27 protein-coding genes and 1 pseudogene are annotated in these 26,521 nt (G+C 71.7%); 11 read left to right on the top strand and 17 right to left on the bottom strand.

The features are described 5' to 3' along the window. Positions 1-31: 31 nt before the first annotated feature. Both argH and ACH4KB_RS21200 read right to left on the bottom strand, forming a co-directional pair. Complete coding sequence (argH, locus tag ACH4KB_RS21205) at positions 32-1,462, bottom strand: argininosuccinate lyase (protein ID WP_398067428.1); 1,431 nt, start codon at positions 1,460-1,462, stop codon at positions 32-34. Positions 1,463-1,596: 134 nt separating this feature from the next. Further along, complete coding sequence (locus ACH4KB_RS21200; protein WP_398067427.1) at positions 1,597-2,793, bottom strand: argininosuccinate synthase; 1,197 nt, start codon at positions 2,791-2,793, stop codon at positions 1,597-1,599. 256 nt (positions 2,794-3,049) lie between these two features. Between ACH4KB_RS21200 and ACH4KB_RS21195 the strand changes: the two genes are divergently transcribed. Beyond that, positions 3,050-3,757: a L,D-transpeptidase gene (locus ACH4KB_RS21195; RefSeq protein WP_398067426.1), complete on the top strand. Its 708-nt coding sequence runs from the start codon at positions 3,050-3,052 to the stop codon at positions 3,755-3,757. 10 nt (positions 3,758-3,767) lie between these two features. Here ACH4KB_RS21195 and ACH4KB_RS21190 read toward each other — a convergent pair whose 3' ends face one another. The 6 genes from ACH4KB_RS21190 to ACH4KB_RS21165 are packed head-to-tail and all read right to left on the bottom strand — an operon-like array spanning position 3,768 to position 8,900. Then, positions 3,768-4,304 (bottom strand): arginine repressor, encoded by a 537-nt coding sequence (locus ACH4KB_RS21190; RefSeq protein WP_398067425.1) that lies wholly within the window; start codon positions 4,302-4,304, stop codon positions 3,768-3,770. Positions 4,305-4,329: 25 nt separating this feature from the next. Beyond that, a complete protein-coding gene (locus ACH4KB_RS21185) occupies positions 4,330-5,535 on the bottom strand; it encodes an acetylornithine transaminase (RefSeq protein ID WP_398067424.1) in 1,206 nt (401 codons plus the stop codon). Next, entirely contained in the window at positions 5,532-6,461 is a 930-nt protein-coding gene (argB, locus tag ACH4KB_RS21180; RefSeq protein ID WP_398067423.1) for an acetylglutamate kinase, read from the bottom strand. Before argB ends, ACH4KB_RS21185 begins: the two co-directional genes overlap by 4 nt. Next, the gene (argJ, locus tag ACH4KB_RS21175; protein ID WP_398067421.1) at positions 6,458-7,612 is read right to left on the bottom strand and encodes a bifunctional glutamate N-acetyltransferase/amino-acid acetyltransferase ArgJ; all 1,155 of its coding nucleotides are present in this window, start codon (positions 7,610-7,612) and stop codon (positions 6,458-6,460) included. Before argJ ends, argB begins: the two co-directional genes overlap by 4 nt. Then, positions 7,609-8,637, bottom strand: a complete 1,029-nt coding sequence (gene argC / locus ACH4KB_RS21170) for an N-acetyl-gamma-glutamyl-phosphate reductase (protein WP_398067420.1) — start codon at positions 8,635-8,637, stop codon at positions 7,609-7,611. Before argC ends, argJ begins: the two co-directional genes overlap by 4 nt. A 59-nt stretch (positions 8,638-8,696) precedes the next feature. Continuing rightward, positions 8,697-8,900, bottom strand: coding sequence for a hypothetical protein (locus tag ACH4KB_RS21165; protein ID WP_398067419.1), 204 nt, complete (start codon positions 8,898-8,900; stop codon positions 8,697-8,699). Positions 8,901-8,922: 22 nt separating this feature from the next. On the opposite strand from ACH4KB_RS21165, the gene ACH4KB_RS21160 reads away from it, so the two are divergent. Continuing rightward, positions 8,923-9,474, top strand: a complete 552-nt coding sequence (locus tag ACH4KB_RS21160) for an SMI1/KNR4 family protein (protein WP_398067418.1) — start codon at positions 8,923-8,925, stop codon at positions 9,472-9,474. A gap of 317 nt (positions 9,475-9,791) precedes the next feature. Further along, positions 9,792-10,145, top strand: a complete 354-nt coding sequence (locus ACH4KB_RS21155; protein ID WP_398067417.1) for a VOC family protein — start codon at positions 9,792-9,794, stop codon at positions 10,143-10,145. Between the two features lie 193 nt (positions 10,146-10,338). Here the strand turns inward: ACH4KB_RS21155 and ACH4KB_RS21150 are convergent, their stop codons facing one another. Continuing rightward, complete coding sequence (locus tag ACH4KB_RS21150; RefSeq protein ID WP_398067416.1) at positions 10,339-10,683, bottom strand: hypothetical protein; 345 nt, start codon at positions 10,681-10,683, stop codon at positions 10,339-10,341. Positions 10,684-10,860: 177 nt separating this feature from the next. Next, positions 10,861-10,986, bottom strand: a pseudogene (locus ACH4KB_RS21145) (deoxyxylulose-5-phosphate synthase); the annotation flags it as partial. A 195-nt stretch (positions 10,987-11,181) separates the two neighbouring features. On the opposite strand from ACH4KB_RS21145, the gene ACH4KB_RS21140 reads away from it, so the two are divergent. The 3 genes from ACH4KB_RS21140 to ACH4KB_RS21130 all read left to right on the top strand — a co-directional run bounded on the left by ACH4KB_RS21140 (position 11,182) and on the right by ACH4KB_RS21130 (position 13,560). Further along, entirely contained in the window at positions 11,182-11,790 is a 609-nt protein-coding gene (locus ACH4KB_RS21140) for a GPP34 family phosphoprotein (protein WP_398067414.1), read from the top strand. Between the two features lie 84 nt (positions 11,791-11,874). Then, a complete protein-coding gene (locus ACH4KB_RS21135; protein WP_398067582.1) occupies positions 11,875-12,555 on the top strand; it encodes a HEAT repeat domain-containing protein in 681 nt (226 codons plus the stop codon). A 3-nt stretch (positions 12,556-12,558) separates the two neighbouring features. After that, positions 12,559-13,560: a MerR family transcriptional regulator gene (locus tag ACH4KB_RS21130; protein WP_398067413.1), complete on the top strand. Its 1,002-nt coding sequence runs from the start codon at positions 12,559-12,561 to the stop codon at positions 13,558-13,560. Here ACH4KB_RS21130 and ACH4KB_RS21125 read toward each other — a convergent pair. Next, positions 13,539-14,858, bottom strand: a complete 1,320-nt coding sequence (locus tag ACH4KB_RS21125; protein ID WP_398067581.1) for a hypothetical protein — start codon at positions 14,856-14,858, stop codon at positions 13,539-13,541. The two genes, ACH4KB_RS21130 and ACH4KB_RS21125, sit on opposite strands and share 22 nt — an antisense overlap. 197 nt (positions 14,859-15,055) lie before the next feature. Continuing rightward, on the bottom strand, positions 15,056-15,871 hold the full coding sequence (locus tag ACH4KB_RS21120) for a LysR family transcriptional regulator substrate-binding protein (RefSeq protein WP_398067412.1): 816 nt from the start codon (positions 15,869-15,871) through the stop codon (positions 15,056-15,058). 58 nt (positions 15,872-15,929) lie between these two features. Here ACH4KB_RS21120 and ACH4KB_RS21115 point away from each other — a divergent pair, with 58 nt between their 5' ends. Continuing rightward, positions 15,930-16,328 carry a DUF5997 family protein gene (locus ACH4KB_RS21115; protein WP_018959460.1) on the top strand — a complete coding sequence of 133 codons (399 nt, stop codon included), beginning with the start codon at positions 15,930-15,932 and terminating at the stop codon, positions 16,326-16,328. A gap of 404 nt (positions 16,329-16,732) precedes the next feature. On the opposite strand, the gene ACH4KB_RS21110 is transcribed toward ACH4KB_RS21115, so the two are convergent. The 3 genes from ACH4KB_RS21110 to ACH4KB_RS21100 form a co-directional block, all read right to left on the bottom strand. Next, a complete protein-coding gene (locus ACH4KB_RS21110) occupies positions 16,733-17,230 on the bottom strand; it encodes a peptidylprolyl isomerase (RefSeq protein WP_215109274.1) in 498 nt (165 codons plus the stop codon). Positions 17,231-17,595: 365 nt separating this feature from the next. Beyond that, positions 17,596-18,171, bottom strand: a complete 576-nt coding sequence (locus ACH4KB_RS21105; RefSeq protein WP_007457533.1) for a histidine phosphatase family protein — start codon at positions 18,169-18,171, stop codon at positions 17,596-17,598. 60 nt (positions 18,172-18,231) lie between these two features. After that, positions 18,232-19,857: a PLP-dependent aminotransferase family protein gene (locus ACH4KB_RS21100; protein ID WP_398067580.1), complete on the bottom strand. Its 1,626-nt coding sequence runs from the start codon at positions 19,855-19,857 to the stop codon at positions 18,232-18,234. 1 nt (position 19,858) lies between these two features. Here ACH4KB_RS21100 and ACH4KB_RS21095 point away from each other — a divergent pair, with 1 nt between their 5' ends. Next, on the top strand, positions 19,859-20,731 hold the full coding sequence (locus ACH4KB_RS21095; RefSeq protein ID WP_398067411.1) for a DMT family transporter: 873 nt from the start codon (positions 19,859-19,861) through the stop codon (positions 20,729-20,731). Between the two features lie 47 nt (positions 20,732-20,778). Further along, the gene (locus tag ACH4KB_RS21090) at positions 20,779-20,982 is read left to right on the top strand and encodes a DUF1918 domain-containing protein (protein ID WP_398067410.1); all 204 of its coding nucleotides are present in this window, start codon (positions 20,779-20,781) and stop codon (positions 20,980-20,982) included. A 222-nt stretch (positions 20,983-21,204) separates the two neighbouring features. Here the strand turns inward: ACH4KB_RS21090 and ACH4KB_RS21085 are convergent, their stop codons facing one another. Continuing rightward, positions 21,205-22,509 (bottom strand): glycoside hydrolase family 10 protein, encoded by a 1,305-nt coding sequence (locus ACH4KB_RS21085; RefSeq protein WP_398067409.1) that lies wholly within the window; start codon positions 22,507-22,509, stop codon positions 21,205-21,207. A 199-nt stretch (positions 22,510-22,708) separates the two neighbouring features. Between ACH4KB_RS21085 and ACH4KB_RS21080 the strand changes: the two genes are divergently transcribed. Continuing rightward, positions 22,709-23,569: a 3-hydroxybutyryl-CoA dehydrogenase gene (locus ACH4KB_RS21080; protein ID WP_026290794.1), complete on the top strand. Its 861-nt coding sequence runs from the start codon at positions 22,709-22,711 to the stop codon at positions 23,567-23,569. Between the two features lie 421 nt (positions 23,570-23,990). Here ACH4KB_RS21080 and ACH4KB_RS21075 read toward each other — a convergent pair whose 3' ends face one another. Beyond that, a complete protein-coding gene (locus ACH4KB_RS21075; RefSeq protein ID WP_398067408.1) occupies positions 23,991-25,493 on the bottom strand; it encodes a SulP family inorganic anion transporter in 1,503 nt (500 codons plus the stop codon). 378 nt (positions 25,494-25,871) lie between these two features. Between ACH4KB_RS21075 and ACH4KB_RS21070 the strand changes: the two genes are divergently transcribed. Then, positions 25,872-26,273, top strand: coding sequence for a MerR family transcriptional regulator (locus ACH4KB_RS21070; protein ID WP_398067407.1), 402 nt, complete (start codon positions 25,872-25,874; stop codon positions 26,271-26,273). Positions 26,274-26,521: the final 248 nt, after the last annotated feature.

Raw genomic sequence — 26,521 nt, 5'->3', positions numbered from 1 at the left:
CGGCACGGCTCCCGCGCGCCCCTGACCGGCGTTATCGCTGACGGGCGGTCGCCCAGGCGTGCTGGGCGGCCAGGTCTTCCTTCACCTCGGCGAGCTGTACGGCGACGGCGGAGGGGGCCGTTCCGCCCCGGCCGTCGCGGGAGGCGAGGGCGCCCCGCACCTGGAGCACCGTGCGGACCTCGGGGGTCAGGTGCTCGGAGATCTTGGCGAACTGCTCGTCGGTGAGCTGGTCGAGCTCGATGCCCTGCTGCTCGCACTCCTTGACGCAGGCGCCGGCCACCTCGTGCGCCACCCGGAACGGAACGCCCTGCTTGACCAGCCATTCCGCGATGTCGGTCGCGAGCGAGAAGCCCGCCGGGGCCAGCTCCTCCATGCGCTCGCGGTTGACGGTGAGGGTGGCCATCATTCCGGTGAAGGCGGGGAGCAGGACCTCCAGCTGGTCGCAGGAGTCGAAGACGGGCTCCTTGTCCTCCTGGAGGTCCCGGTTGTACGCGAGCGGGAGCGCCTTGAGCGTGGCGAGCAGGCCGGTCAGGTTGCCGATGAGGCGGCCGGACTTGCCCCGGGCCAGCTCCGCGATGTCCGGGTTCTTCTTCTGCGGCATGATCGAGGAGCCGGTGGAGAAGGCGTCGTGGAGGGTGACGAAGGAGAACTCCTTCGTGTTCCAGATGATGACCTCCTCCGCGATCCGGGAGAGGTTGACGCCGATCATCGCGGTGATGAAGGCGAACTCCGCGACGAAGTCCCGTGAGGCGGTGCCGTCGATGGAGTTGGCGACCGAGCCGTGCTCGAACCCGAGGTCGGCGGCGACCGCCTCCGGGTCGAGGCCGAGCGAGGATCCGGCGAGCGCCCCGGAGCCGTACGGGGAGACGGCGGTGCGCTCGTCCCACTGGCGCAGCCGCTCGGCGTCCCGGGACAGGGACTGGACGTGGGCGAGCACGTGGTGGGCGAAGAGCACGGGCTGGGCGTGCTGGAGGTGGGTGCGGCCCGGCATCGCGACGTCCGCGTGGGCCTCGGCGAGGCCGACCAGGGCGCTCTGGAGATCGGCGATCAGGCCGCCGATGGTCCGGGCGTGGTCGCGCAGGTACATCCGGAAGAGCGTGGCGATCTGGTCGTTCCGCGACCGCCCGGCCCGCAGCTTGCCGCCGAGGTCGGCGCCGAGGCGCTCGAGGAGTCCGCGCTCCAGCGCGGTGTGGACGTCCTCGTCGGCGACGGTCCCGGTGAAGGAGCCGTCCGCGACGTCCGCTTCGAGCTGGTCGAGCCCGGCGAGCATCCGGGTCAGCTCGTCCTCGCTGAGCAGGCCCGCCTTGTTGAGCACGCGTGCGTGGGCTCGGGAGCCGGCGATGTCGTACGGCGCGAGCCGCCAGTCGAAGTGGACGGACGCCGACAGCTTGGCCAGCGCCTCGGCCGGTCCGTCGGCGAAACGCGCGCCCCAGAGCCGGACGTCACCGTTGTTGCTGCTCACTGCGTGCTCCTCAAAAAGGCGAAGGCAAAGGCCGGAATGTAGGCCGGGGTGCGGATATGTGGCCGCCCCCCTGCCGCGTGACGACGGGGAGGCGGCTGTACGACGAGGGAGGGTCGGGCGAGGTGAGCGTCAGGCTATGCCTGCAGATCGCGCTTGGCCGCGATCTTGGAGGAGAGACCGAAGATCTCGATGAAGCCCTGCGCCTTGGACTGGTCGAAGGTGTCGCCCGAGTCGTAGGTGGCGAGGTTGAAGTCGTACAGCGACTCCTCGGACTTCCGGCCGGTGACGACGGCGCGGCCGGCGTGCAGGGTCATCCGGATGTCGCCGGTGACGTGCTGGTTGGCCTCGTTGATGAAGCCGTCCAGGGCGCGCTTCAGCGGGGAGAACCACAGGCCGTCGTAGACCATCTCGCCCCAGCGCTGCTCGACCTGCCGCTTGTAGCGGGCCAGCTCGCGCTCGACGGTGACGTTCTCCAGCTCCTGGTGGGCGGTGATCAGCGCGATGGCGCCGGGCGCCTCGTACACCTCGCGGGACTTGATGCCCACGAGCCGGTCCTCGACCATGTCGATCCGGCCGATGCCCTGCGCGCCGGCCCGCTCGTTGAGCTGCTGGATCGCCTGGAGGACGGTGACGGGCCGGCCGTCGATGGCTACGGGCACGCCTTCCTTGAAGGAGATGACGACCTCGTCGGCCTCGCGCTGGACGGCGGGGTTGTCGGTGTACTCATAGATGTCCTCGATCGGCGCGTTCCAGATGTCCTCCAGGAAGCCCGTCTCGACGGCGCGCCCGAAGACGTTCTGGTCGATGGAGTAGGGGGACTTCTTGGTGGTCGCGATCGGGAGGTTCTTCTCCTCGCAGAAGGCGATCGCCTTGTCCCGGGTCATCGCGTAGTCACGGACCGGGGCGATGCACTTCAGGTCGGGGCCGAGTGCGGAGATGCCGGCCTCGAAGCGGACCTGGTCGTTGCCCTTGCCGGTGCAGCCGTGGGCGACGATCCCGGCGTCGTGCTTGCGGGCGGCGGCGACGAGGTGCTTGACGATGGCCGGCCGGGAGAGGGCCGAGACCAGCGGGTAGCGGTCCATGTAGAGGGCGTTGGCCTTGATCGCCGGGAGACAGTACTCCTCGGCGAACTCGTCCTTCGCGTCCGCGACCTCGGCTTCGACAGCACCGCAGGCGAGCGCCCGCTTGCGGATGACGTCCAGGTCCTCGCCGCCCTGGCCGACGTCCACGGCGACGGCGATGACCTCGGCGCCCGTCTCCTCGGCGATCCAGCCGATGGCGACGGAGGTGTCCAGGCCGCCCGAGTAGGCGAGAACGACGCGCTCGGTCACGGGTTTCTCCTTACGGTGCAATCACTGATGGGCATAACTATGCAGTCCACCGTATGGTTTGTCAAAAGCGCAGGTCAGCGCAGTGCGTTCGGCCGCACGGGCGCGCGGAGGCGGCAAGCGGCGCAACGCCGAGACCGTCGCCCACCTCCGGGAGAGCGGGCCTTCCGGAGAGGGGCGTGCCGTCCGGAGTGAGCCGCTGGGCCGTACGGAGCAGGCCCGGTGGGGCGCGCCCGCCGGCCGCCGTACGGTCCGGAGCATGCGCAGCTCACTGGTGACCGCCGCCGTACTCCTCGCCCTGGCCGGCTCCCTCGGGGCCGGGCCCGGCCGAACCGATGCCCCGCCCCTGCCGGACCGGCTCGCGGACACGGGCGGCGGCTCCCAGCTGATCATCGCCGAGGCCCCGGACACCGGCTCCACGACGGGGACCGTGACCTGGTGGGAAAGGCGCGGGGGCCGGTGGACGGAGGCCGGGTCGGCGCCCGCCCGGTTCGGGGGAGGCGGGCTGGCCGAGGGGGCGACCCGGGAGCAGGGCACCAGCACCACGCCCACCGGCCTGTACGACCTGCCGTACGCCTTCGGCACCGAGGACGCCCCGGCCGGCACGACGTACCCCTACCGCGAGGTCACCGAGGACTCCTGGTGGTGCCAGGACAATGACTCGCGCGCGTACAACCGCTGGGTGGAGCCACGTCCGGCGGACTGCCGGGCGGCGGAGGCCGAGCACCTGGTCTCCTACGGCACGCAGTACGCCCGCGCACTGGTGATCGGTTTCAACTACGACCGCCCGGTACGGGGCAGGGGCGCGGGAATCTTCCTGCATGTGAACGGGCGCGGGGCGACGGCCGGGTGCGTCTCGGTCCCGGCCGACGCCATGGCCGAGATCCTCGCCTGGGCGGACCCGGAGCGCGAACCGCACATCGTGGTCGGCACGTCCTCGGGTCCGACCGCGATCACGCGCTACTGAACGGGACTGTTCAGCGGTCGTTCTGAGCGAGCCTCAGCAGGTGGTCCGCGAGCGCCTGGCCGCCGTTCGGGTCGCGGCTGATGAGCATCAGCGTGTCGTCGCCCGCGATCGTGCCGAGGATGTCGTGCAGTTCGGCCTGGTCGATGGCCGAGGCGAGGAACTGGGCGGCCCCCGGCGGGGTGCGCAGCACCACGAGGTTGGCCGAGGCCTCCGCCGAGATGAGCAGCTCGGCCGAGAGCCGGCGCATCCGCTCCTCCTTGGCCGAACCGCCCAGCGGGGCCTGCGGGGTGCGGAATCCGCCCTCGCTCGGCACCGCGTAGATCAGCTCGCCGCCGGTGTTGCGGATCTTCACCGCGCCCAGCTCGTCGAGGTCCCGGGAGAGCGTCGCCTGGGTGACGCTCAGCCCGTCGTCGGAGAGGAGCTTGGCCAGCTGGCTCTGCGAGCGGACCGGCTGCCGGTTCAGGATGTCCACGATCCGGCGGTGGCGGGCGGTGCGGGTCTGCGGCACGGACGGCCCGCCGTGCTCGGATTCCTGCGCCTCGGTCATCGTCGTCGCCTCATTCTCCGGAGGGTCATGCTCCGGATCGTCCGTCCCCGTATGCCGCGTCGAGAGCGCTCGGCAGGATCTCCAGGAACGCGTCCACCTCCGCGTCACCGATGATCAGCGGCGGCATGAGCCGTACGACATCGGGGGCGGGCGCGTTCACCAGGAGGCCGGCTCCCTGGGCCGCCTGCTGCACCTGCGGTGCGAGGGGTCCGGTGAGCACGATACCCAGCAGCAGGCCCGCGCCGCGGACGTGGGAGACCAGCGGGTGTCCCAGCGCCTCGACGCCGTCGCGGATCCTCTCCCCGAGCCGCTTGACGTCGGCGAGCACGCCGTCGGCCGCGAGGGTGTCGATGACGGCGAGTCCGGCGGCGCAGGCGACCGGGTTGCCTCCGAACGTCGTGCCGTGGTGCCCGGGCCTGAGCAGGTCGGCCGCCGGTCCGAAGGCGACCGTCGCGCCGATCGGCAGTCCGCCGCCGAGGCCCTTGGCGAGGGTGACGATGTCCGGCTCGACACCTTGGTGGGCCTGGTGCTCGAACCACTGGCCGCAGCGGCCGATGCCGGTCTGGACCTCGTCCAGGACGAGCAGGGCGCCGGTCGCCCGGGTGATCTCCCGGGCGGCCTCCAGATAGCCCTTGGGCGGGACGACGACGCCGTTCTCGCCCTGCATCGGCTCGATGATGACCAGTGCGGTGTCGGTGGTCACCGCGGCCTTCAGCGCGGCGGCGTCCCCGTACGGAACGTGGGTGACGTCACCGGGCAGCGGGCGGAAGGGCTCCTGCTTCCCGGGCTGGCCGGTGAGGGCGAGCGCGCCCATCGTCCGGCCGTGGAAGCCGCCGTCGGTGGCGACCATGTGGGTCCGCCCGGTGAGCCGGCCGATCTTGAAGACGGCCTCGTTGGCCTCCGCGCCGGAGTTGGCGAAGAAGACGCGCCCCTGACGGCCGAACAGCTGGAGCAGCCGCTCGGCGAGCGCGACGGGCGGCTCGGCGATGAACAGGTTCGACACGTGTCCGAGGGAGGCGATCTGAGTGGAGACGGCCTCGACGACGGCGGGGTGGGCGTGGCCGAGGGCGTTGACCGCGATACCGCCGACGAAGTCCAGATAGCGGGTGCCTTCCTCGTCCCACACGTGGGCGCCCTCGCCGCGGACGAGCGGCAGCCGGGGCGTGCCGTAGTTGTCCATCAGTGCGCCCTGCCACCGCCGGGTGAGCCCCGCAGCCTCTGTGCCGGTCATGATTCCCCCTGTTCGGGCCCTGTGTGTACGTCGATGGGGGCGTCCGGCACGACCATCGTGCCGATGCCCTCGTCGGTGAAGATCTCCAGCAGGATCGAGTGCTGGACGCGGCCGTCGATGACGCGGGCGGTCTCGACGCCGTTGCGCACGGCGTGCAGACAGCCCCGCATCTTGGGGACCATGCCGCTGGAGAGCTCGGGAAGCAGCTTCTCCAGCTGGCTCGCGGTGAGCCGGCTGATGACGTCGTCGCTGTTGGGCCAGTCCTCGTAGAGCCCCTCGACGTCGGTGAGGACCATCAGCGTCTCGGCGTTCAGCGCGGCGGCGAGTGCGGCGGCCGCGGTGTCGGCGTTGACGTTGTAGACGTGGTGGTCGTCGGCGGAGCGGGCGATGGACGAGATGACCGGGATGCGGCCGTCGTCCAGCAGCGCCTGGATGGCCCCGGTGTCGATGGCGGTGATCTCACCGACCCGGCCGATGTCGACGAGCTCGCCGTCGATGGTGGGCCGGTGCTGGGTGGCGGTGATGGTGTGGGCGTCCTCACCGGTCATGCCGACGGCGAGGGGTCCGTGCTGGTTGAGGAGGCCGACCAGCTCACGCTGGACCTGTCCGGCGAGCACCATCCGGACGACGTCCATCGCCTCGGGGGTGGTGACCCGCAGCCCGGCCTTGAACTCGCTGACCAGGCCCTGCTTGTCGAGCTGGGCGCTGATCTGCGGGCCGCCGCCGTGCACGACGACGGGCTTGAGGCCGGCGTGCCGCAGGAAGACGACGTCCTGGGCGAACGCGGCCTTCAGCTCCTCGTCGATCATGGCGTTGCCGCCGAACTTGATGACGACGGTCTTGCCGTGGTGCCGGGTCAGCCAGGGCAGCGCCTCGATGAGGATCTGCGCCTTCGGGAGTGCGGTGTGCTTCCGCGCGGTGGTCATGAGCTGTACGCGCTGTTCTCGTGGACGTAGTCCGCGGTGAGGTCGTTGGCCCAGATGACGGCCGACTCGGTGCCGGCGGCGAGGTCGGCGGTGATCCTGACCTCCCGGTAGCGCATGTCGACGAGTTCGCGGTCCTCGCCCACGCTGCCGCTCTTGCAGACCCAGACGTCGTTGATGGCGACGTTGAGCCGGTCCGGCTCGAAGGCGGCCTGCGTGGTGCCGATCGCGGAGAGGACCCGGCCCCAGTTGGGGTCCTCGCCGTGGATGGCGCACTTGAGGAGGTTGTTGCGGGCGATGGACCGGCCGACCTCGACGGCGTCGTCCTCGGTGGCCGCGTTGATCACCTCGATCCGGATGTCCTTGGACGCGCCCTCGGCGTCGCCGATGAGCTGCCGGGCGAGGTCCGCGCAGACGGCCCGTACGGCTTCGGCGAACTCGCCCTGTTCCGGGGTGATGCCGCTGGCGCCGGAGGCCAGCAGCAGCACGGTGTCGTTGGTGGACATGCAGCCGTCGGAGTCGACCCGGTCGAAGGTGGTCCGGGTGGCCTCGCGCAGGGCGGCGTCCAGTGCGGGGCTCTCGACGTCCGCGTCGGTGGTGAGGACGACGAGCATGGTGGCCAGGCCGGGGGCGAGCATGCCCGCGCCCTTGGCCATGCCGCCGACGGTCCAGCCCTCGCCGCCGGCGACGGCCGTCTTGTGCACGGTGTCGGTGGTCTTGATGGCGATGGCGGCCTTCTCACCGCCGTGTTCGCTGAGCGCGGCGGCTGCCTGCTCGATGCCGGGGAGCAGCCTGTCCATGGGGAGCAGCAGACCGATGAGCCCGGTGGACGCGACGGCGATCTCGCCCGCGCTGTGGCCCTTCAGCGCTTCCGCGGTCTTCTCGGCGGTGGCGTGGGTGTCCTGGAAGCCCTGGGGCCCCGTGCAGGCGTTGGCGCCACCGGAGTTGAGGACGACGGCGGTAACCGCGCCGCCCTTGAGCACCTGCTCCGACCAGAGCACCGGGGCGGCCTTGACGCGGTTGGAGGTGAAGACGCCCGCGGCGGCGCGACGCGGCCCGTTGTTGACCACGAGGGCCAGGTCCGGGTTGCCGCTCTCCTTGATTCCCGCGGCGATGCCCGCCGCGACGAACCCCTGTGCTGCCGTGACGCTCACGGTGCCACTCCGATCGTCGAAAGACCTGTGTCCTCGGGGAGTCCGAGGGCGATGTTCATGCTCTGGAGGGCGCCGCCCGCGGTGCCCTTGGCGAGGTTGTCGATGGCGCTGATCACGATGATCCGCCCGGCCGCCGCGTCGTACGCGACCTGGACCTGTACGGCGTTGGAGCCGTGCACCGCGGCGGTGGCGGGCCACTGCCCCTCGGGCAGCAGGTCGACGAACGGCTCGTCCGCGAACGCCTTCTCGTACACCCCGCGCAGGCTCTGGGCACTCACGCCGGGCCTCGCCTTCGCGCTGCACGTGGCGAGGATGCCGCGGGGCATGGGCGCGAGGGTGGGCGTGAACGAGACGGTGACCGGCTCGCCGGCGGCGGCGCTGAGGTTCTGGATCATCTCGGGCGTGTGGCGGTGCCCGCCGCCGACACCGTACGGGGTCATGTTGCCCATCACCTCGGATCCGAGCAGATGCGGCTTGGCCGCCTTGCCCGCACCCGAGGTGCCGGACGCGGCGACGATCACGGCCTCCGGCTCGGCGAGGCCGGCCTCGTACGCCGGGAAGAGCGCGAGGGACACGGCGGTCGGGTAGCACCCGGGCACGGCGATGCGCCGGGTCCCGGCGAGCGCGGACCGCCCGCCCGGCAGCTCGGGCAGCCCGTAGGGCCAGGTCCCGGCGTGCGGGGACCCGTAGAACGTCTCCCAGTCACCGGCGTCCTTCAGCCGGAAGTCGGCCCCCATGTCCACGACGAGGACCTCCGGCCCCAACTGTTCGGCGACGGCGGCGGACTGCCCGTGCGGAAGCGCCAGGAAGACGACGTCGTGGCCGGCGAGCACCTCGGCGGTGGTGGGCTCCAGCACCCGGCCGGCCAGCGGCCGAAGATGCGGCTGGAGCGACCCGAGCGTCTGCCCGGCGTTGGAGTGCCCGGTGAGGGCGCCGATCTCGACGTCCGGGTGCGCCAGCAGAAGACGGAGCAACTCCCCGCCGGCGTAGCCGCTCGCCCCTGCCACTGCTGCTCGTACCACCATCGGTGACCCTCCTGATCGATGGCATGACTATACGCATTGACGCACTTTTATGCAAAGGGTTATCGGCTGCGGGCAGCGGGCCCGTTACCGTGCGCCCCCAGGGCCCACCAGGTGGTCACCGGTAGTCGGCCGGCGAGCCCCTCCAGGAACGGGGCGAGCATTCTGCCCCGGATCCGGGCGACGACCTCGCCGACCCGGACGGACAGACCCGGGGCCTCCAGATCGACGGCACAGCGGTGGTCACCGACAACTTCCGCTGTCACTGGTTCCCCGTACCGTCTCCGCATGGTTGATCAGCAGTGGAACGGTGTACGTCAGCGCGTGGTGGCGTTGGGCACCCAAGCGGCGAGCAGCAAGGTGTTCGGCTCGCTCGGGCACCGGTGGGCTCTGGATGACCCGCTGGCGGAGGACGGGCTTGCCGCACTCGAGGAGCAGATAGGTGTGCGGTTGCCGGATGACTACCGGAATTTCCTCACCTCCGTGGGAGCGGGCGGCGCGGGCCCCGCATACGGCCTCTTTCCCGTCCGCCGCGTACAGGGCCGCTGGCGCTGGGAAGGAGATGGCGCCGGCCTCGCCGATCCGACCATGCTCGCCCGGCCGTTTCCCGACCACGGCCCGGATCCCGAAGACCTCGAAGCACTTCTCGCAGTGCGCCCGGAGGAAGAGGAGTTCGAGGAGATCGAGGACTTCGACGACGCCATCGAGGCCTGGGACGAACGCTGGGAACTCCTGATGTTCGCCCCCGAGCGCACCGTCGGCGCCATCGTGCTCTCTCACCTCGGCTGCGCCCAAAGAGAGTGGTTGATCACCAGTGGCACCCACCGCGGCACCGTCTAGTCCGACTGCCGGGCAGATGACACCGATCTCGCCCCGCTCCTCGACCAGGCGGGGAAGCCGGTCACCTTCGCCCGCTGGTACATCGACTGGCTGCAGAAGGCGGAGCTCACCGCACACCGGCCACCTACGAACGCCTGACACCGAGTACCCGGGACGCACGACACCGCGCCGTCGTCACGGTGAGCGTGGTAGCCGTCCACACGCGCTGGAGTTGGCCCGGGACAGCGGCTGCTCCTCCTGGGTGGGGCGCGGCGATCGACGGCAGTCACCCAGGCCCCGGCCCTGGCAGCCGGCCGACCCTGTTTATGCTCGCACCCATGGCACTCGCATGGGAACAGATCATCGTCGACTCCGCCGACCCCGTCGCTCTCGGGCGCTGGTGGGCCGAGGCTCTCGGCTGGGTCGTGGTCGACGCATCGGAGGAGGTCATCGAGATCCGGCCCGAGCCGGACCGGATGCCGGGGCTGCTCTTCGTTCCCGTCCCCGAGGGCAAGACGTCGAAGAACCGGCTCCATCCCGACTTCCGCCCCGACGACCAGGAGGCCGAGGTCGACCGGCTGCTCTCCCTCGGTGCCCGGCGCGCCGACACCGCGCAGGGCGGGGAGCACTGGGTGACCCTCCTCGACCCGGAAGGCAACGAATTCTGTGTCCTGGGTGAGCGGAAGAGCTGAGCGGGGCCGGGAAGCCGTTCGGGCGGAGGCGCCGGGCTGCCGCCCCGGGCCTGCCCCCGGCGCAGTTGGGGGACCTGACGCAGGATGATGCCCCCAGCACGTCCGGCCGCCCATAACTCCTCAGGGGGTCACGGGCGGCGGCGTGTGCAGCGGTGATTCAGGCGTGCAGGACGGCTCGGTGTACGGCAGCGCGTCAGTGGAAGACGACCGAACGCACCTTCAGTCGCTCCGAGGCCCCGCCGGTGTGCGGACGGAGGGGGAAGGAAGCACCCTCGCAGTCGACGTCCGTGAAGACCTCCGCCCAGGCGTCCGTGCGGTTCTTCGGGGAGTGTCCGGGCTCGGGGTTCGCCAGGCCGACGCCCGGGAGGTTGACGCACTCACCGCTGGGCGGGCTGTTCAGGAAGCCGGTCGCCTCATACCCCTCGACGGTCACGTAGTCGTAGCGGAACTGCCCCTCGGCGGCCGAGGCGGAGGAGGGAACGGCGGCGAGCAGCAGAGCGGCGCCGAGAACGGCGGCAGAAGTGGAGCGGAAGCGCATGGGTGAAATCCTTCTGGTGACGGGGGTGTTGCCGTGGCCCTCTTCCCGGCGGGCAGGGCCGGTCGCGGGTGGGGCCGGGCAGGGGAACGTGTTTCCGCAGGCGCGCCGACGCACGGGTCACCGAGGCGACAGCATCGTGACACTGCGTATATATGGTGCCACACAAAGCGACCAGGGCGCCGATCCCGCGTGGATCATCGGCTCCGCACAGCGCGGACAGTTCCGCTGCCTTGCCCGGTCGTGGGGCTGCTTGAAGGAGACCCGGCAGGGCAGGCAGACGTGCGAGGTTTTCCCATGGCTCACCGGCTCAGCCCAGGAATCACACCGGGAGACGGCCATCGACTTCTTCGCACCTGACGCCGGACCCGCACCCGGCCCAGGTCCGGACGACCCGGGTGGGGCGATACTGGTCGCAGCAGTCGCCCCGCCGCCGAACCGGCTCCTGGCCGGGGCGGCCGGCGGGGCCCGCCTTGCCGATGCCTCTGAGGGGAGCCGTTCATGACCACGGCGAAAGACCTGTTCATCATCGCCATGGATCCAGTACCGGAGCACACCGTGGGGCAGGGCGACCTGTCGCTCGCCCTCGCGGGAGCCGAACTGCTCGATCTCATCGGTGCGGGAACCGTCACCGTGGACGGCGACCTCATCGTGCCGGGCGGGCCGTCGACGCCTGACGACCGGCTTCTCGGCGAGGCCGCCGGACAGGTCACCCGGCAACCGCCCCACGAGCGGATCGAGGACTGGCTGTGGCGCCGCGGCCGGGACCTCGCGGCCACCTACCAGGACGCTCTGGAGAAGGACGGCGAGCTCACACAGAAGAGGAGCGGCCGGCTGCCCTTCGGCCCCAGGCGCGTGGAGCTGGTCGACACCCCCGGCCGCCGCCGGGCCATCGGCCGCCGGGAGGAGGGGGAACCCGTCCTGGCCGCCCTCGCGTCGGCCGTGGGCATCGACGGCGGACGGTCCGGCGACGACGAGCCCGGCCTCGACGACGAGACGGTGACGACCGTGGTCGCCACCGTCAACGAAGCGGTGATGGAGCTGGAGGCCGTACGCCAGCGGCGGACCATCGAGAACACGGCCTTCGCCAACGTCTGGCGCGGTCCGTGAGCCGGGCCCCCCGCCGAGGCACACGGCAGGGTTGACCTTGACACGGTGACAAGCCCTTCACTGCTTGCCGAGGAGGTGGTCTCGATGACGGTCACGGGACACGACACGGGCACGGACGCGGACGCGGTACGAGCGCTTCGGGGTTTGGAGGGCGATCGTTCGGCCGTACGGCTGCGAGCCGCGCTGGCCATCGGCTCGATGCCGGACCCGCGCTTCGTGGACGCGCTCGTCGAGCGGTGCGCGGTCGAGCCCGATTTCTTCGTGCGCGACATGCTGACCTGGGCGCTCACCCGCCACCCGGCGTCCGTCACGCTTCCCCGGCTGCTCCGCGAAGTCCGCTCGGAGCGCCCGCGGGCTCGGAGCCAGGCGCTGCACACGCTGTCCAAGCTCGGGGACCGGCGGGCGTGGCCGGCGATCACCCGGGCGCTGCTGACCGACGCCGACGACGAGGTGGCGCGGAGCGCGTGGCGGGCGGCGGCCGTGCTCGTACCGGATGGGGAGGAGGCCGCGTTGGCCACGGTGCTGGCGACGCAGCTCGGGCGTGGGGGGCGGGAGACGCAGCTCAGTCTCAGCCGGGCGCTGGTCGCGCTGGGGGATGCGATGGCGCCGGCCCTGGGCGCCGCGACGAGGGCCTCCGACCCGTGCGTACGCGCGCACGCGCTCGCCACGGATCGCCTTCTGCGCGACCCGGACGCCGCATTCACGTTCGCGCTGGAGGAGGCGAAACGCGTCGTCGCCCTCGGCTCCGGCGGGGAGGGACCGTAAAGCGTGTTGATCGGTGAGGTCGCACGGCGGTCCGGCGTCAGTGCCCGCATGCTCCGCCACTACGAGTCGCTCGGCCTGGTGCGGCCGTCGGGCCGCACCGGGTCCGGTTACCGGGAGTACTCCGGGAAGGACGTCCAGCGGATCTTCCATGTCGAGAGCCTGCGGGCGGTGGGGCTGTCGCTGCGCGAGATCGGGCACGCCCTCGACGACCCCGGCTTCACCCCCTCGGCGCTCGTCGAAGACCTGATCCGCCGGACGCGCGAACGCATCGCGGTGGAGACCGAGTTGCTCACCCGGCTGCACCGCGTCCACGCCACGGATCCGGCCGGCTGGGAGGACGTCCTCCAGGTCGTCACGCTCCTGGGGGCGTTGGGGTCCAGGAGCGCCGACGCCCGCCAGCGCGCCGCCCTCGCCTCGGTCGACGAGGTACCGGTGGAGGCCCTGGTCGAGGCGGCGCTCGGCGAGGGCGACCCGCATGTGGCCGGGGCCCTTCGCTGGGCCCTGGCGCGATCGGGCGGCCGCGGTCCGGCGCTGCTGGCGGAGGGGCTCGGCTCACCGGAGGCCGCGGTGCGGGAACGCGCCGTACGGTCCCTCGCCGAGATGCCCGGCGGTGAGGCCACCGCGCTGCTGCGGGACGCCCTGGCCGGCCCCGATGCCGTGGTCCGCGGCTACGCCGCGCTGGCCCTCGGGACGCGCGGCGAGCCCGACGCGGTCCCGGCGCTCGTCGACCTGATCGTGGCGGGGACGAACGACACCGATGCGGCCGACGCGCTGAGCCTGCTGGCCGGCGACGGCACGGCGGCGGCGGACCGGATCGCGGCCGTGCTCGTCGACCGCCTCTCCCGCGACACCACCGGTGCGTCGGCGCGCGGGCGGCTGACCCAGGCGCTGGCGGGCGTCCCGGGGACGGCTTCCTCACGTGCCCTCCGGGAGCTGCTGCACGACGAGGAGCGCGCCGTCGCGCTGACCGCGGCGTACCTTCTTCAGCTGCGCGACGTGGGGTGAGGGACCTCGCCCGGGACGTCGCCCACGGGAACCGGTGCGGCGTGAGGCGTGGTGTCGTCGTGGGGCGGGGAGTCGGTCGGCGGCCGGTCCAGGAGCAGCGGAATCGCCAGGACGGGCAGCAGCCAGACGAACACGATGAGGCGGTGTCCGAGCAGTTGGTCGAGGTTCGGGTGGCCCGCCTGGTTGAGGAGGCCCGCCGCCCCTGCCGCCACGGCGACCGGCAGCACCACGGAGCGCCGTCTGAGCAGCGCCCAGGCCGAGAGCGCGAGCAGGACGGGGAGGACCGGGTAGGTGGCCTGGCGCCGGAGCCACGCCGACCAGAAGATCCGCTCCTGGACGAAGAACTCCGGCCAGGGGTCGGGCAGGTCGGGGCGCTGGTAGTGGTGGGTCAGCAGGTCCTGGGCGCTGTCCTCGCCCATGGGCCAGGACAGGAGATGCGCCCCGGCGTAGACCATGGCCGCCAGCACACCGCACAGTCCGGCCGCTCGGAGTACGGGGGCGGGCGCCCGCCGCTTCAGCCGTAGCCACCCGGCCCAGGCCAGGAAGACGCCCGCGAGAGCGGCCGCCAGCAGCAGGGCCTGCGAGTAGCGGACGAGGAACATCAGGGCGAGGCCGCCCGCGACGAGCACCGTGCCCGTACGGGGCCGGTCCCGCAGCAGCAGGACGCAGCCGAGGGCGACCGCCGTGCCGAGCGCCAGGGAGAGCCCGTCGCTCAGGGGGTTCATGGCGACGGTGCCGGTGGGCAGGGCGAGGTACAGGGCCTGCCCGGCCAGCCCGGCGCGCCGGGAAGCCCCCGCGGCCCGGAGGGTGAGCAGGACGCAGACGCTTCCGGCCAGCGCGACGACGAGCCCGGCGAGCCAGAGACCCCAGGTGGCTCCGAAGGCGGCCACGAAGGGGACCAGGAACAGCGGATAGCCGGGCCTGGCCTCGAAGATGGCCATGAAGCGCTGGTTGGCGAACGGTGCGGTCATCCCCGACGTGTTGCCGTGGTCCGACCAGTACGCGACCGAGTCGTTCAACCGGCGCACGCAACTCTCCTCCGACTCTCCCGCGGCCTTCCTGCTGGTCCAGGGGATGAAGTCCAGTGCGTGCTGCCCGCTGGCGCAGGAGTAGCCGATGGTCAGCCGGCCCGCCTCCTGGCGGTCCGCGCCGCTGAGGCTCAGGGCGTAGGAGAGGTAGTTCTTCGTGTCGGGCGAGGCCCGACCGGTGACCGCTGTCAGCTGGAACCCGGCGAAGGCCACGGCGATGAGCAGCATCCCGACGAGGCCGAGGCGCTGGGTTCTGCGGGTGGTCGGCAACGGCCCGCGCGCGGTCGGCGACCACCTGCGGGTGTACGGCATCGGTCCGCGGATGTTCGGCATCGGCCTGCGGATGTTCGGCATCGGACGGACGCTCCCCTGCATACGGCGGTTGCTCCATCAACGAGACAACCGGCGTGTGGTGGCGTTCGCGGGCCGAATCGCGGAGGCGACGGGCGCGGGCGGAGCTCGGTGCGCTACCGGCCCCGTGGCTTTCCGCGCTTGCCGCCCTGGCCGCCGGTCCGGCCGCCCGGCTGGGGCTTCCTGCCCGCCGCGGACCTGTTCCGGGCGCCGGCCGCGCCGCCGCCCGCCCCGGCCCGCTTGGCCTTGTCCTTGGCCTTCGCTTTGTCCTTGGCCTTGTCCTTCGCTTTGTCCTTCGCCGGACGCGGCGGGGTGGCCGCGCGGCCACGGGTGCTGTTGACGGTGCGCCCCCGGACGATCCCGATGAATTCCTCCACCAGGTCGGGGGTGGCCTCCGCCTCGGGCCAGGACAGGGCGACGCGTGACTCGGGAGCTTCCGGGACCGGACGGTAGGTGAGGTCCTTGCGGTGGTGGAGGCGGGCCAGGGACTGCGGTACGAGGAGGACGCCCACGCCCGCCGCCACCAGCTCGATCGCGTCCGCCGTGGTCGCCGGGCGCTCGACGGCGGGGCGGCCGGGCAGGGTCTCCCAGGCGAGGAGGTCGTCCAGCGGGTGCAGCACGATCTCGTCGGACAGCTCGGCGAGCGACACCTCCTCCGCGGCGGTCGCGACGTGGTCCTTGGGGATCACGACGACGGTCGTCTCGGTGTAGAGGGGGATCGCACTCAGGACGTCCCGGTCGACCGGGAGCCGTACGAGACCGGCGTCTGCGCCGCCGTCCGCCAGCAGCTCCGGCGCCTCGGCCGCGGTGGCCTGGACGAGCTCCAGAGAGGTGTGGGGAAGCCGCTCGTGCCAGACCCTCACCCACTTGGTGGGCGTCACGCCGGGAACGTACGCGAGCCTGAAGGATGAGGGGATGTCCGAGCCTGTCACGGAACCAGGCTACCGGCAGGTGGTCGGAGGTATGTCCCATGGTCGATACCCTGGACCCATGACGTCGCACAAGACCGCCCAGACCATGAAGCCCGCCACGGCGGCGAAGAAGCTGGGTGTGTACCTCCAGGCCACCCCCGCCGAGTTCCAGGAGGGTGCCGTCTCCCGCACCGAGCTCAACGCCCTCCAGACCGACCCGCCCGCCTGGCTGGTGGAGCTGCGCCGCACCGGCCCGCACCCCCGCCCGGTCGTCGCCGCGAAGCTCGGCATCTCCATCGCGGGGCTCGCCCGCGGCGGGGTCACCGAGGCGCTCACCACCGAGCAGATCGACGCGCTGAAGGACGAGATGCCCGAGTGGCTCGAGAAGGAACGCGCCACGCAGGCCGAGGTGCGCAAGGAGTCCGCCCGGATCAAGGAGCGCAACGCCGAGCGGGCCGCGCAGTCCGGCCGGCAGTAGCCCCGTCATCAGTAATCCGGCCGTCAGCAGACCGGCGGACGAGCGCACCTGATGTCAGGGCCGACAGCCCCACCCCTGAGGGAGCTGGCCCGGGCTCACCGCACGGTGGATCGTCTCGGCCGGCTCCCGCGCGTCCTCGGTGAACGTGTCCACCCGTATCTTCCGCGCGTCGCGCAGTTCGATGAAGCAGCCGAAGCCCGTCCCCCGGGCCTCGGCCGGCAGGCGTCCGTCCTCGGCCGAGGCTGAGCCGATCCGCTCGATGTCCGCCGATTCCGCCCGGGTCCGGGGGCGCGTGGCAGGGAAACCGGCGGCCGCACGCCACGGGCCCGCGGCCGGGTTCCGCCCCGCCGACGCGTACGTCGGCGGAACGGCCCAGCCACGGGCCCGTCAGGTTGTCGGACCGGTCAGAGAACGCCGGACTTGTCGATGGTGACCTTGGCGCGGGTCTTGCCACTGGACGAGCCGAGCGCCTCGATCTTGCGGACCAGGGCCATGCTGTCGTCGTCGGCGACCTCACCGAAGACCACGTGCTTGCCGTCCAGCCACGGGGTGAGCACCGTGGTGATGAAGAACTGCGAACCGTTGGTGTTCTTCCCGGCGTTGGCCATCGAGAGCAGGCCCACACGGTCGTGCTTGAGCGTGAAGTTCTCGTCGGCGAACTTCTCGCCGTAGATGCTCTTGCCGCCGGTGCCGTCACCGCGGGTGAAGTCGCCGCCCTGGAGCATGAAGTCCGTGATGACACGGTGGAAGGACGAGCCGGCGTAGCCGAAGCCCTTCTCGCCGGTGGCGAGCGCGCGGAAGTTCTCCGCCGTCTTGGGGACGACGTCGTCGAACAGGTTGAACGTGATCCGCCCTGCGGGCGCGTCGTCGATGGTGATGTCGAAGTAGACCTTGGTTGTCATGGTGACATCCTCACATTCCTGGCAACCGCAGGTGAAACCCGGGTTGGGTCGGCACGTCGGACGCCCTGTTCCGCTCACCTCCCGGCGGCCTCCTCGTGGACCGCGTGGACGGCGTCCACCAGGGCCGTTCCGCGCGGGCCGCCGGCGAGCCGGGAGCCCATCCGCTTCATGACGTCCCGACGGCGATCGAGGCATCCGGGCCGGCGCGGGCGGCAGCAGCAGCCGCCCGCGCCGTCGCGGCCGAGCACCCGGGGCCGGGGCCGTAGGAGCGGTTCGCACCGCTCGGTCAGAGGCCGAGGGCGTTGACCAGGTGCCCCGCTCTCCCGTGGAACCGCGACCCGGGGCCTCCCCCCGTCCCGCCGCGGTCAGCGGATGCCCGCCTCCAGGCTCAGGCTCCAGCGGCCCGGCAGGCCGGTCAGCGTGATGGTGGACAACGGACGGACGTCGACGTTCCAGTACGCGGAGGGCGGGGCGTTCAGGGCGTAGACGAGGGCGGCCCGGATCACGGCGGGTTCGGCGACCGCGACGACGAGGCCGTCGGCGGCGGGGCGGGTGTCCAGCCAGCCGCCGACCCGCCCGATGAAGCCGAGCATCGACTCGCCGCCGTGCGGCGCGCTGCGCGGGTCCGCCAGCCAGTGGTCCACGGCGGCCGGTTCCCGGGCCGTGACCTCGCCCAGCGTCAGCCCACGCCAGCGGCCCATGTCCCAGTCGCGCAGGGCCGGCTGAGCCATGGGCGCGAAGCCGAGGGCGTCCCCGGTGGCACGGCTGCGCGGAGTGGGCGAGCAGTAGCGCAGCTCGGCGGCGCCGAGCGGCACGAGCGTGTGGGCGACGAGCTGCACCTCGTGCCAGCCGGCCTGATCGAGCGGCCGGTCGTCGTCGAAGCGTTCGGCCAGCCGGGAGGAGCTGCGCGCCGCTGCGACCAGAGAGACCCGAAGCGTCATGGCGGGATGGTGGAGCCGAACGCCCGTTTGGTCAAGAGGGCGCGCGTCGGGGCGCCGCGTTCAGCCGCCCAGGAGCCCGTCGAAGGCGGTACGGAGGCGGCGGACGCCCTCCACGATCTCGGCCGCCCCGGAGACCGCGGCGAAGCTCAGACGGACGTGGCCGGCCGGGGGTTCGGCGCAGAAGTAGGGCCGCCCCGGGGCGATGGCGACGGAGGCGCGCAGGCCGGCCGAGACGACGGCCGGCTCGTCGGTGGCCGTCCCCGCGCCGCCGCCGGGGAGCCGGAGCCAGAGGCTGCCGCCGCCCGCCGGGAGATGCGGCAGCGCGAGTTCCGGCAGCTCGCCGCCGAGAGCCGCCGCCATGGTCGTACGGCGGTGCCTCAGCTCGGTGGCGACGGCGGCGAGGTGGCGGCCCCAGGACGGGGAGCCGACGAGTTCCAGCGCGGCTTCCTGGAGCGGCCGGGGTACGAAGAAGCTGTCGACGACCTGGATGGCCCGCAGGCGCTCCAGCACCGGCCCGCGGGCGGCCAGGGCCCCGACCCGCAGACTGGGCGAGGTGACCTTGGTGAGCGAGCAGACGTGGACGACGACGCCGTCGGGATCGTCGGCGGCCAGCGGCGCCGGGAGAGGTCCGGCGTCGTCGTGGACGAGCCGGCGGGCGAAGTCGTCCTCGACCACGAACGCCCCGGCCGCGCGGGCGATGGCCAGGATCTCGGGGCGGCGGGCGGGCGCGAGGGTGGCCCCGGTGGGGTTCTGGAAGAGCGGCTGGGTGACGAAGACCCGGGCGCCGGTGGCCCGGAAGGCGTCGGCGAGCAGTTCGGGGCGTACCCCGTCGGCGTCCATCGGCACGGGGACGGGGCGCAGCCCGGTGGCGCGGGCGGCGGCGAGCATCCCGGGGTAGGTGGGCGACTCCACGAGGACCGGGGCACCGGGCGGGGCGAGCGCGCGCAGCGCGGTGGCCAGGGCGCTCTGGCCACCCGCGGTGATCAGGACGTCGGCGCCGGAGACGGCGGGGCCGATCTCGCGCGCGAACCAGGAACGCAGTTCGGGCAGTCCGTCCGTCGGGGGGCGGCCCCAGGCGCCGGGCCTGCGGCCCGCGCGGGCGAGGGCCGCGGAGAGCGCCCGCTCGGGCTGGAGGGAGGCGTGGAGGTAGCCGCCGTTGAACTCGATGACGCCGGGTGGCGGTGCGGCGAGGGTGATCAGCACGCCGGAGGCGTCCACGGTGCGCGGCACCACCTCGGGCCCGCCGTCGCCGCTCAGCGACACCTCCTGCCAGGACGTGTCGCCCGGCGCGGGCGGGGCCACGCGGGGATGCGCCCGGAAGGCGCCGGAGCCGGGGCGGGTGACGACGAGCCCTTCGGCGGCGAGCTGGGCGATGGCGCGGGAGACAGTGACGGGGCTGACCCGGAACCGCTCGACGAGTGCACGACTGGACGGCAGCTTTCCACCGGGAGAGTAGCGGTTGAGGTCGGCCCGCAGGGAAGTGACCAGTTCGGTGACGCTGCTACGCTCTTGCATGAGAGCAGATAATAGCGCTATCCATCCTTCATCGATAGCGGTTGCCGAGCCGGTAGGCACCCCTCGGACCGCTCGGGCGATCCCGCCGGCAGCGGCCACGTCTTCGACTTCGGCGGCGGACAGGTCGGGAAGCAGGCCCGCGCCGGGGTCCTCGGGCGGCCGGAGCGGCACCGTGCTCGCCGGGCTCGGCGTGGTGGCGTTCTCACTCACCTTCCCGGCGACGGCCTGGGGTCTGGAGAGTTTCGGCCCCTGGTCCCTGGTCGCTCTGCGCAGCGTGCTCGCCGCCCTGATCGCGGGCAGTGTGCTGCTGGCCGCGCGCGTCCCGCCGCCCGAACGCCGGCACTGGGCAGGCCTCGCGGTCGTCGGGGGCGGGGTGGTGGTGGGCTTCCCGCTGCTAACGACGCTGGCGCTGCAAACCTCCACCACCTCGCACGCGGCCGTGGTCGTGGGCCTGCTCCCCCTGACCACGGCGGTGCTGGGCTCCCTGCGCACCGGTGAGCGCCCTTCGCGCACGTTCTGGACCGCGGCTCTCGCCGGGGCCGCCGTGGTGATCGCCTTCACCGTGCAGCAGAGCGGAGGGGCTCTCGCCGCGGGCGACCTGTACCTGTTCGGCGCGCTGCTCGTGTGCGCGGCCGGGTACACCGAGGGCGGCCGGCTGGCCCGGCTGATGCCGGGATGGCACGTGATCGGCTGGGCCCTGGTCCTGTGCCTGCCGCTCGCGGTGGCGGGCTCCCTGGTGGCCCTGCCCCTCGAACCCGTGCACCTGAACGCCCACGGCGTCCTCGGACTGGTGTGGGTCGCCGCCGGGTCGACCTTCCTCGGACTGTACGTCTGGTACCGGGGCATGGCGGCGATCGGTGTCGCCCGGGCCAGTCAGCTCCAGCTCGCCCAGCCGCTGCTGACGCTCGTATGGTCCTTCCTCCTGCTCGGCGAGGAGATGTCCGCCGCGGCTCCGGTCGCGGCGGTGGCCGTGCTCGTCTGCATCGCCGCCACCCAGCGGGCCGGCCGCGGCGCAGCGGGGGAATCCCGGCGCGTACGGTCATAGACTTGTCGACACGAACACCGTCTCCCCCTGTGAGGAGGTCGCTCCCGATGGAGGCACACACGGGCGACCGGCTGCTGATGCACGGCAGGACCGTGGGACAGCGCGACCGGGTCGCCGAGATCATCGAGGTGCTCGGCGACGGGGGCGCTCCCCCGTACCGGCTCCGCTTCGACGACGGCCACGAACACCTGATGTCACCGGGCCCCGACAGCGTCGTCCAGCACAGGGAGGCGCCGGAGGACGGGCAGTAGCGGCAGGAGGCGCGTGGCCGGGGCTCGCACCCCGGGCCCCGGCCACCGCACGCTCGCCGGCCATGCGCCCATGCGCCCATGCCCTGCCCTCAGCCGTGCGCTGCCCCGGCCGGCCCGGCCACCGCGCGCACCGTAGACCGGACCGGGGACCCGGGTCTGGAGACCGGACCCGGGACGCTGGGACCCCGGGACACTGGGACCCCGGGACGCTGGGACCCGGGATCACCTCGACGAAGGGCGGCCGCGGTGCGGATACGTGCGGCCCCGGTCCGGATAGAGCCGGACCCGGTCCGTGTAGTGGTCGGCCACGACGCGCCGCATGGCACCGATCCGGTCCGCCATCACACTCTTCCCCGAGAAGAAGACATGGCCGCCCACCTCCGCGTGGTCCCGGGCGAGGGTGAGGTGGCGGGAGAGTTCCGCCGGGTCCTGCCAGGCGTCCGCCTGGGCGGGATCCCCCGCCTTGTACAGCGCCTCGCCCACGTACAGATCGACGCCCGTGCCCCGGACGGTCCGGCTCCACCAGGCGAGGACCTTGGCGTAGTCGGCGGCGGCCTGGCCGACGTGCCAGTAGATCTGCGGGCAGATGTAGTCGATCCACCCTTCCTTGACCCACTTGCGGGTGTCGGCGTAGAGGTCGTCGTAGGTCTGCACGCCTGCCCGGGTGTCCGAACCCAGCGGGTCGGTCGCCGCGTTGCGCCAGACCGCGAACGGACTGATGCCGAAGCGGACGTGGGGCTTGATCTGCCGGATCCGCTCCCCCGTCTCGCGCACGAGCCGGTCGATGTTGTCGCGCCGCCAGGCCGCCCGGTCGGCGAAGCCGCCGCCGTACCGCTCGAACTCCGCGTCGTCGTCGAAGGTCTGACCGGCCACCGGATACGGGTAGAAGTAGTCGTCCCAGTGCACCGCGTCGATGTCGTAGCGCCGCACGGCGTCCAGCATCGCGTCCTGGACGAAGCGGCGGACCTCCGGCAGCCCGGGGTTGTAGTAGAGCTTCCCGCCGTACGGCACGACCCAGCTCGGGTTCCGCCGGGCCGGGTGGGAGGCGACGAGGCGGGTGGGGTCGGTGTGGTTCGCCACCCGGTAGGGGTTGAACCAGGCGTGCAACTCCAGGCTTCGGTCGTGCGCCGCGCGCACCGCCGTGCCGAGCGGGTCCCAGCCCGGGTCCTTCCCCTGGGTCCCGGTGAGGCAGGCGGCCCACGGCTCGTGCGGCGAGGGCCACAGGGCGTCGGCGGTCGGCCGGACCTGGAGCACCACCGCGTTGAGCCGCAGCTCGACCGCCCGGTCCAGATACGCGAACAGCTCGGTCTCCTGTCGCGCCGCTGTGAGCCCCGGCTTGGACGGCCAGTCGATGTTCGCGACCGTCGCGATCCACATACCGCGCACCTGGCCCGGCGCCGCGAACCGTCCGCCGCCCCTTGCCCTCCCCGCCGGAAAGGCGACCGCGTCACCGGCCGACGTCATCGCCGCCAGCAGTCCGGCCGCACCCAGCACGAACGCCCTTCTCGCCACTCCGGTTCGCCGCATCCTGGCCCACCTCTCTCCACCATGTCCCACCCGAACTCCGATAGCTCTACGTAACCGCATCCTTCCCATCCGTGGCCGCCATGACCCGCGGGGCGTCCGCATCGGCATTCGGAGTAACGTCGTGGGGTCGAGGCGGGCACCGGAATCACACGGGGCCCTGCGATACGGGAACAGCGAAAGGCACGAGGTGACGGACTCTATGGCCGACATTGCACGCGTCGGAGTGGTGGGCTGTGGCCAGATGGGCGCAGGTATCGCGGAGGTGTGCGCGCGCAGCGGCCTCGAAGTGAAGGTCGCCGAGACCACCGGCGAAGCGCTGGAGATCGGCCGCACCCGGCTGTACAACTCCCTCTCGAAGGCCGCCGAGCGCGGCAAGATCAGCGCGGAGGAGCGGGACGAGACCCTCGGCCGACTGAGCTTCACCACCGACCTCGGGGAGTTCGCCGACCGCGATCTCGTCATCGAGGCCGTCGTGGAGAACGAGCAGGTCAAGACCGAGATCTTCCAGGTGCTCGACCAGGTGGTGACCCGGCAGGACGCGATTCTGGCCTCCAACACCTCCTCGATCCCGCTGGTGAAGCTGGCCGTCGCCACCTCGCGGCCGGACCGGGTCATCGGCATCCACTTCTTCAACCCGGCCCCGGTGCAGAAGCTCGTCGAGCTGATCCCGGCGCTGACCACCTCGGACGAGACGATCGCCCGCGCCGAGGCCGTCGTACAGGACGTTCTCGGCAAGCACCCGATCCGCGCCCAGGACCGGTCCGGCTTCGTCGTGAACGCGCTGCTGATCCCGTACCTCCTCTCCGCGATCCGGATGTTCGAGTCGGGCATCGCCAGCCGCGAGGACATCGACAACGGCATGGAGATGGGCTGCGCCCACCCGATGGGCCCGCTCAAGCTGGCCGATCTGATCGGCCTGGACACCGTGGCCTCGGTCGCGGACTCGATGTACGCGGAGTACAAGGAGCCCCTGTACGCCGCTCCCCCGCTGCTCCAGCGGATGGTCGACGCGGGCCGCCTCGGCCGCAAGACGGGGTCGGGCTTCTACCCGTACGGCTGACCGCCTGTCCGCGGGCCCGGCGCTCACGCTGCCGGGCCCGCCGGGGCACGTTCTGCGAGGACAGGGCCGTGTACGGTCCCGTAGAGCCTCGTCTGCCGAGTGCGCGAGCGGACCCTGACACACCGTGCCCGAACTGCCGCCGAACCTCGTTTCACCTGATCAGAAGGCACTGATCGAGTGCGTTGCCGGATGACCTGCGCCCGCACCCGTATCCGTCCGCAGGCCGCGGCTATGACGCCCGACGCTCCCCGAGGCCGGCCCTGGAGTTCTCCTCGCCCGACACGCCATGCTCTGCCCCTGCCTCCGCACCTGCCGCACGAGGCACCGGCACACCGCGTGTTTCGCGCCTCGCGCCGAGAGCCGGCCACGGTGGGGGTCACGAGCCCGCCGCCGGGACGTGGACGAGCGGGCGGCCTGTCTCTCAGTGGCCGGCGGTGAGCCGGCCGGCGAGCTTGTCGTGCATCTCGGCGCTGGCCTTGTTCAGGCCGATGATGGTGACCTTCTTGCCGTGCTGGGCGTATTTGGTCTCGATGGCGTCCAGGGCGGCGACGGAGGAGGCGTCCCAGATGTGGGCGTCGGTGAGATCGATGACGACGTCGTCGGGGTCGTCCTTGTAGTTGAACTGGTAGACGAGGTCGTTGGAGGAGGCGAAGAAGAGTTCGCCGGTGACCGCGTAGACGACCTGGTTGCCGTCCGGATCGATGACCCCGGAGACCTCGGCGATGTGGGCGACCCGCTTCGCGAAGATCACCATCGCGGTGATGCAGCCGAGGACGACACCAATGGCCAGGTTGTGCGTGGCGACCACTGCGGCGACGGTCACGACCATGACGGTGGTCTCGCCGACCGGCATGCGCTTGAGCGTCTTGGGCTGGATGGAGTGCCAGTCGAAGGTGGCGAAGGAAACCAGGATCATCACCGCGACCAGAGCGGCCATCGGAATGTCCGAGACAACCGGGCCGAACGCGATACACAGGACCATCAGGAAGGCGCCGGCGAGGAACGTGGACAGGCGGGTGCGGGCTCCGGACGTCTTCACGTTGATCATGGTCTGACCGATCATGGCGCAGCCGCCCATACCTCCGAAGAACCCGGTCACGATGTTGGCGACGCCCTGGCCGATGGACTCGCGGGTCTTGTTCGAGTGGGTGTCGGTGATGTCGTCGACCAGCTTCGCGGTCATCAGCGACTCCATCAGCCCCACCAGCGCGAACGCGAAGGCATAGGGGGCGATGATCGTCAGCGTGTCCATCGTGAACGGCACATCGGGCAGACCGGGCGCCGGCAGCGACGAAGGCAGATCGCCCTTGTCACCGACATTCGGCACCGCGATGCCCGCAGCAACGGTGATCACCGTCAGCGTGACGATGGCCACCAGCGGCGCGGGGATCACCGTGGTGATCTTCGGGAAGAACACCATCAGCGCCAGGCCGCCGACGATCAGCGGGTAAACGGCCCACGGCACGTCCCGCATCTCCGGGACCTGCGCCATGAAGATCAGGATCGCCAGGGCGTTGACGAAGCCGACCATCACCGAGCGCGGCACGAACCGCATCAGCTTCGCCACCCCGAGCGCGCCCAGCACCATCTGCATCAGACCGCCGAGGATCACGGCGGCGATCAGGTAGCCGAGGCCGTACTCATGGTTGAGCGGCGCGATCACCAGGGCTATGGCGCCGGTGGCGGCGGAGATCATGGCCTTGCGGCCGCCCACGATGGAGATCACCACGGCCATCGTGAACGAGGCGAACAGGCCGATCGCCGGGTCGACACCCGCGATGATCGAGAAGGAGATCGCCTCGGGAATCAGCGCCAGAGCCACCACAAGGCCGGCCAGCACCTCGGTACGGAAGACCTTCGGGGAGGCGAGCCAGTCCGGCTTGGACATACGCAGCCTGGGAGCCGCGGACAGCGGTGTAGACATGCAACCGTCTCTGTTCGGGCGCACACATCCACCTGTGCGGACACGCACGCATCGTTCTCGACTCCCCACGCGGGTGGAATCCCGCCGACCCGGTGCCGATGGGGCCCTGCCGGATCGAGTGGCAGCCTTCGCGGCTGACAGTCGGGCATCATTGCCCGATAAGCCTGTGAGGCCCCGGCCGGGAGTCAAACGTCAGCGAGGTCTGCCCAGCGGGTTCGGCCCACTGCAAAATCGTACCCTGACGTGAGGGCAGAGTGCGAGTTGCGGCTTGTGAAATGCAGGTAAATACGTCTGAGGATCATGTGATCCTGGACACGTATGCTGGTTCTCTTCGAACGTTCGAAGAGAAGCCGGTTTATCGAGGAGGCAGGCGCGGAGATGACAGAGCGGCAGATGCAGATCGGTGAGGTGGCCGAGCGGACCGGCCTGTCGCTCCGCACGATCCGGCACTACGAGGAAGTCGGCCTGGTCATCCCCTCCGCCCGCAGCAAGGGCGGCTTCCGTCTGTACACCGAGACGGACGTCGGCCGCCTGATGGTGATCCGCCGCATGAAACCGCTGGACTTCTCACTGGAGGAGATGCGGGACCTCTTGGAGATCGTCGACCGCATCGCAGCCGACGACGCGTCCACTGCCGGGGAGCGGGAACGCCTGCACGAGCGGCTGGACTCGTACCGGAAGGTGGCCGACGCGCGCTGCGAGACGCTACGCGCTCAGCTCATGGCCGCAGAGGACTTCGCCGCCACCCTGCGTCGCAGGCTCCACGCCCAGAAGTCCTGACGGCGCGGCCCTCGGGGCAGGACCCACCTCCCGACCGGAGCCTCTGTCCGGGGCGCCCCGCTACGAGCAGGTGACCGGCATCCATGACGATGAGGAAGGTCATGGCCGGCCATCCGCCGAGGCCGGTGCACCGGCTTTCCGCACGGCCTGCCCGGGCGGTCTCGCGCGCACGCCTTGAGTGCAGCGGCCACATCGCCGACATAGGAGTCCGCCCCCATCGGGCCGACCGCGCGGCACCCCTGCCCGCG

The sequence above is a fragment of the Streptomyces sp. NPDC017520 genome (assembly GCF_044329855.1).
In the GTDB taxonomy this organism is placed as follows: Bacteria; Actinomycetota; Actinomycetes; order Streptomycetales; family Streptomycetaceae; genus Streptomyces.
The sequence above is the reverse complement of the archived record's forward strand: the minus strand, read 5'-3'. Positions and strand labels throughout refer to the sequence as shown.

Bases quoted from the DNA above. Each gene is read 5' to 3' on its own strand.
- ACH4KB_RS21195 (WP_398067426.1), top strand. From the start codon at position 3,050: ATGCGCAGCTCACTGGTGACCGCCGCCGTACTCCTCGCCCTGGCCGGC.
- ACH4KB_RS21190 (WP_398067425.1), bottom strand. From the start codon at position 4,304: ATGACCGAGGCGCAGGAATCCGAGCACGGCGGGCCGTCCGTGCCGCAG.
- ACH4KB_RS21185 (WP_398067424.1), bottom strand. From the start codon at position 5,535: ATGACCGGCACAGAGGCTGCGGGGCTCACCCGGCGGTGGCAGGGCGCA.
- argB (WP_398067423.1), bottom strand. From the start codon at position 6,461: ATGACCACCGCGCGGAAGCACACCGCACTCCCGAAGGCGCAGATCCTC.
- argC (WP_398067420.1), bottom strand. From the start codon at position 8,637: ATGGTGGTACGAGCAGCAGTGGCAGGGGCGAGCGGCTACGCCGGCGGG.
- ACH4KB_RS21160 (WP_398067418.1), top strand. From the start codon at position 8,923: ATGGTTGATCAGCAGTGGAACGGTGTACGTCAGCGCGTGGTGGCGTTG.
- ACH4KB_RS21155 (WP_398067417.1), top strand. From the start codon at position 9,792: ATGGCACTCGCATGGGAACAGATCATCGTCGACTCCGCCGACCCCGTC.
- ACH4KB_RS21150 (WP_398067416.1), bottom strand. From the start codon at position 10,683: ATGCGCTTCCGCTCCACTTCTGCCGCCGTTCTCGGCGCCGCTCTGCTG.
- ACH4KB_RS21140 (WP_398067414.1), top strand. From the start codon at position 11,182: ATGACCACGGCGAAAGACCTGTTCATCATCGCCATGGATCCAGTACCG.
- ACH4KB_RS21135 (WP_398067582.1), top strand. From the start codon at position 11,875: ATGACGGTCACGGGACACGACACGGGCACGGACGCGGACGCGGTACGA.
- ACH4KB_RS21115 (WP_018959460.1), top strand. From the start codon at position 15,930: ATGACGTCGCACAAGACCGCCCAGACCATGAAGCCCGCCACGGCGGCG.
- ACH4KB_RS21110 (WP_215109274.1), bottom strand. From the start codon at position 17,230: ATGACAACCAAGGTCTACTTCGACATCACCATCGACGACGCGCCCGCA.
- ACH4KB_RS21105 (WP_007457533.1), bottom strand. From the start codon at position 18,171: ATGACGCTTCGGGTCTCTCTGGTCGCAGCGGCGCGCAGCTCCTCCCGG.
- ACH4KB_RS21090 (WP_398067410.1), top strand. From the start codon at position 20,779: ATGGAGGCACACACGGGCGACCGGCTGCTGATGCACGGCAGGACCGTG.
- ACH4KB_RS21085 (WP_398067409.1), bottom strand. From the start codon at position 22,509: ATGCGGCGAACCGGAGTGGCGAGAAGGGCGTTCGTGCTGGGTGCGGCC.
- ACH4KB_RS21080 (WP_026290794.1), top strand. From the start codon at position 22,709: ATGGCCGACATTGCACGCGTCGGAGTGGTGGGCTGTGGCCAGATGGGC.
- ACH4KB_RS21075 (WP_398067408.1), bottom strand. From the start codon at position 25,493: ATGTCTACACCGCTGTCCGCGGCTCCCAGGCTGCGTATGTCCAAGCCG.
- ACH4KB_RS21070 (WP_398067407.1), top strand. From the start codon at position 25,872: ATGACAGAGCGGCAGATGCAGATCGGTGAGGTGGCCGAGCGGACCGGC.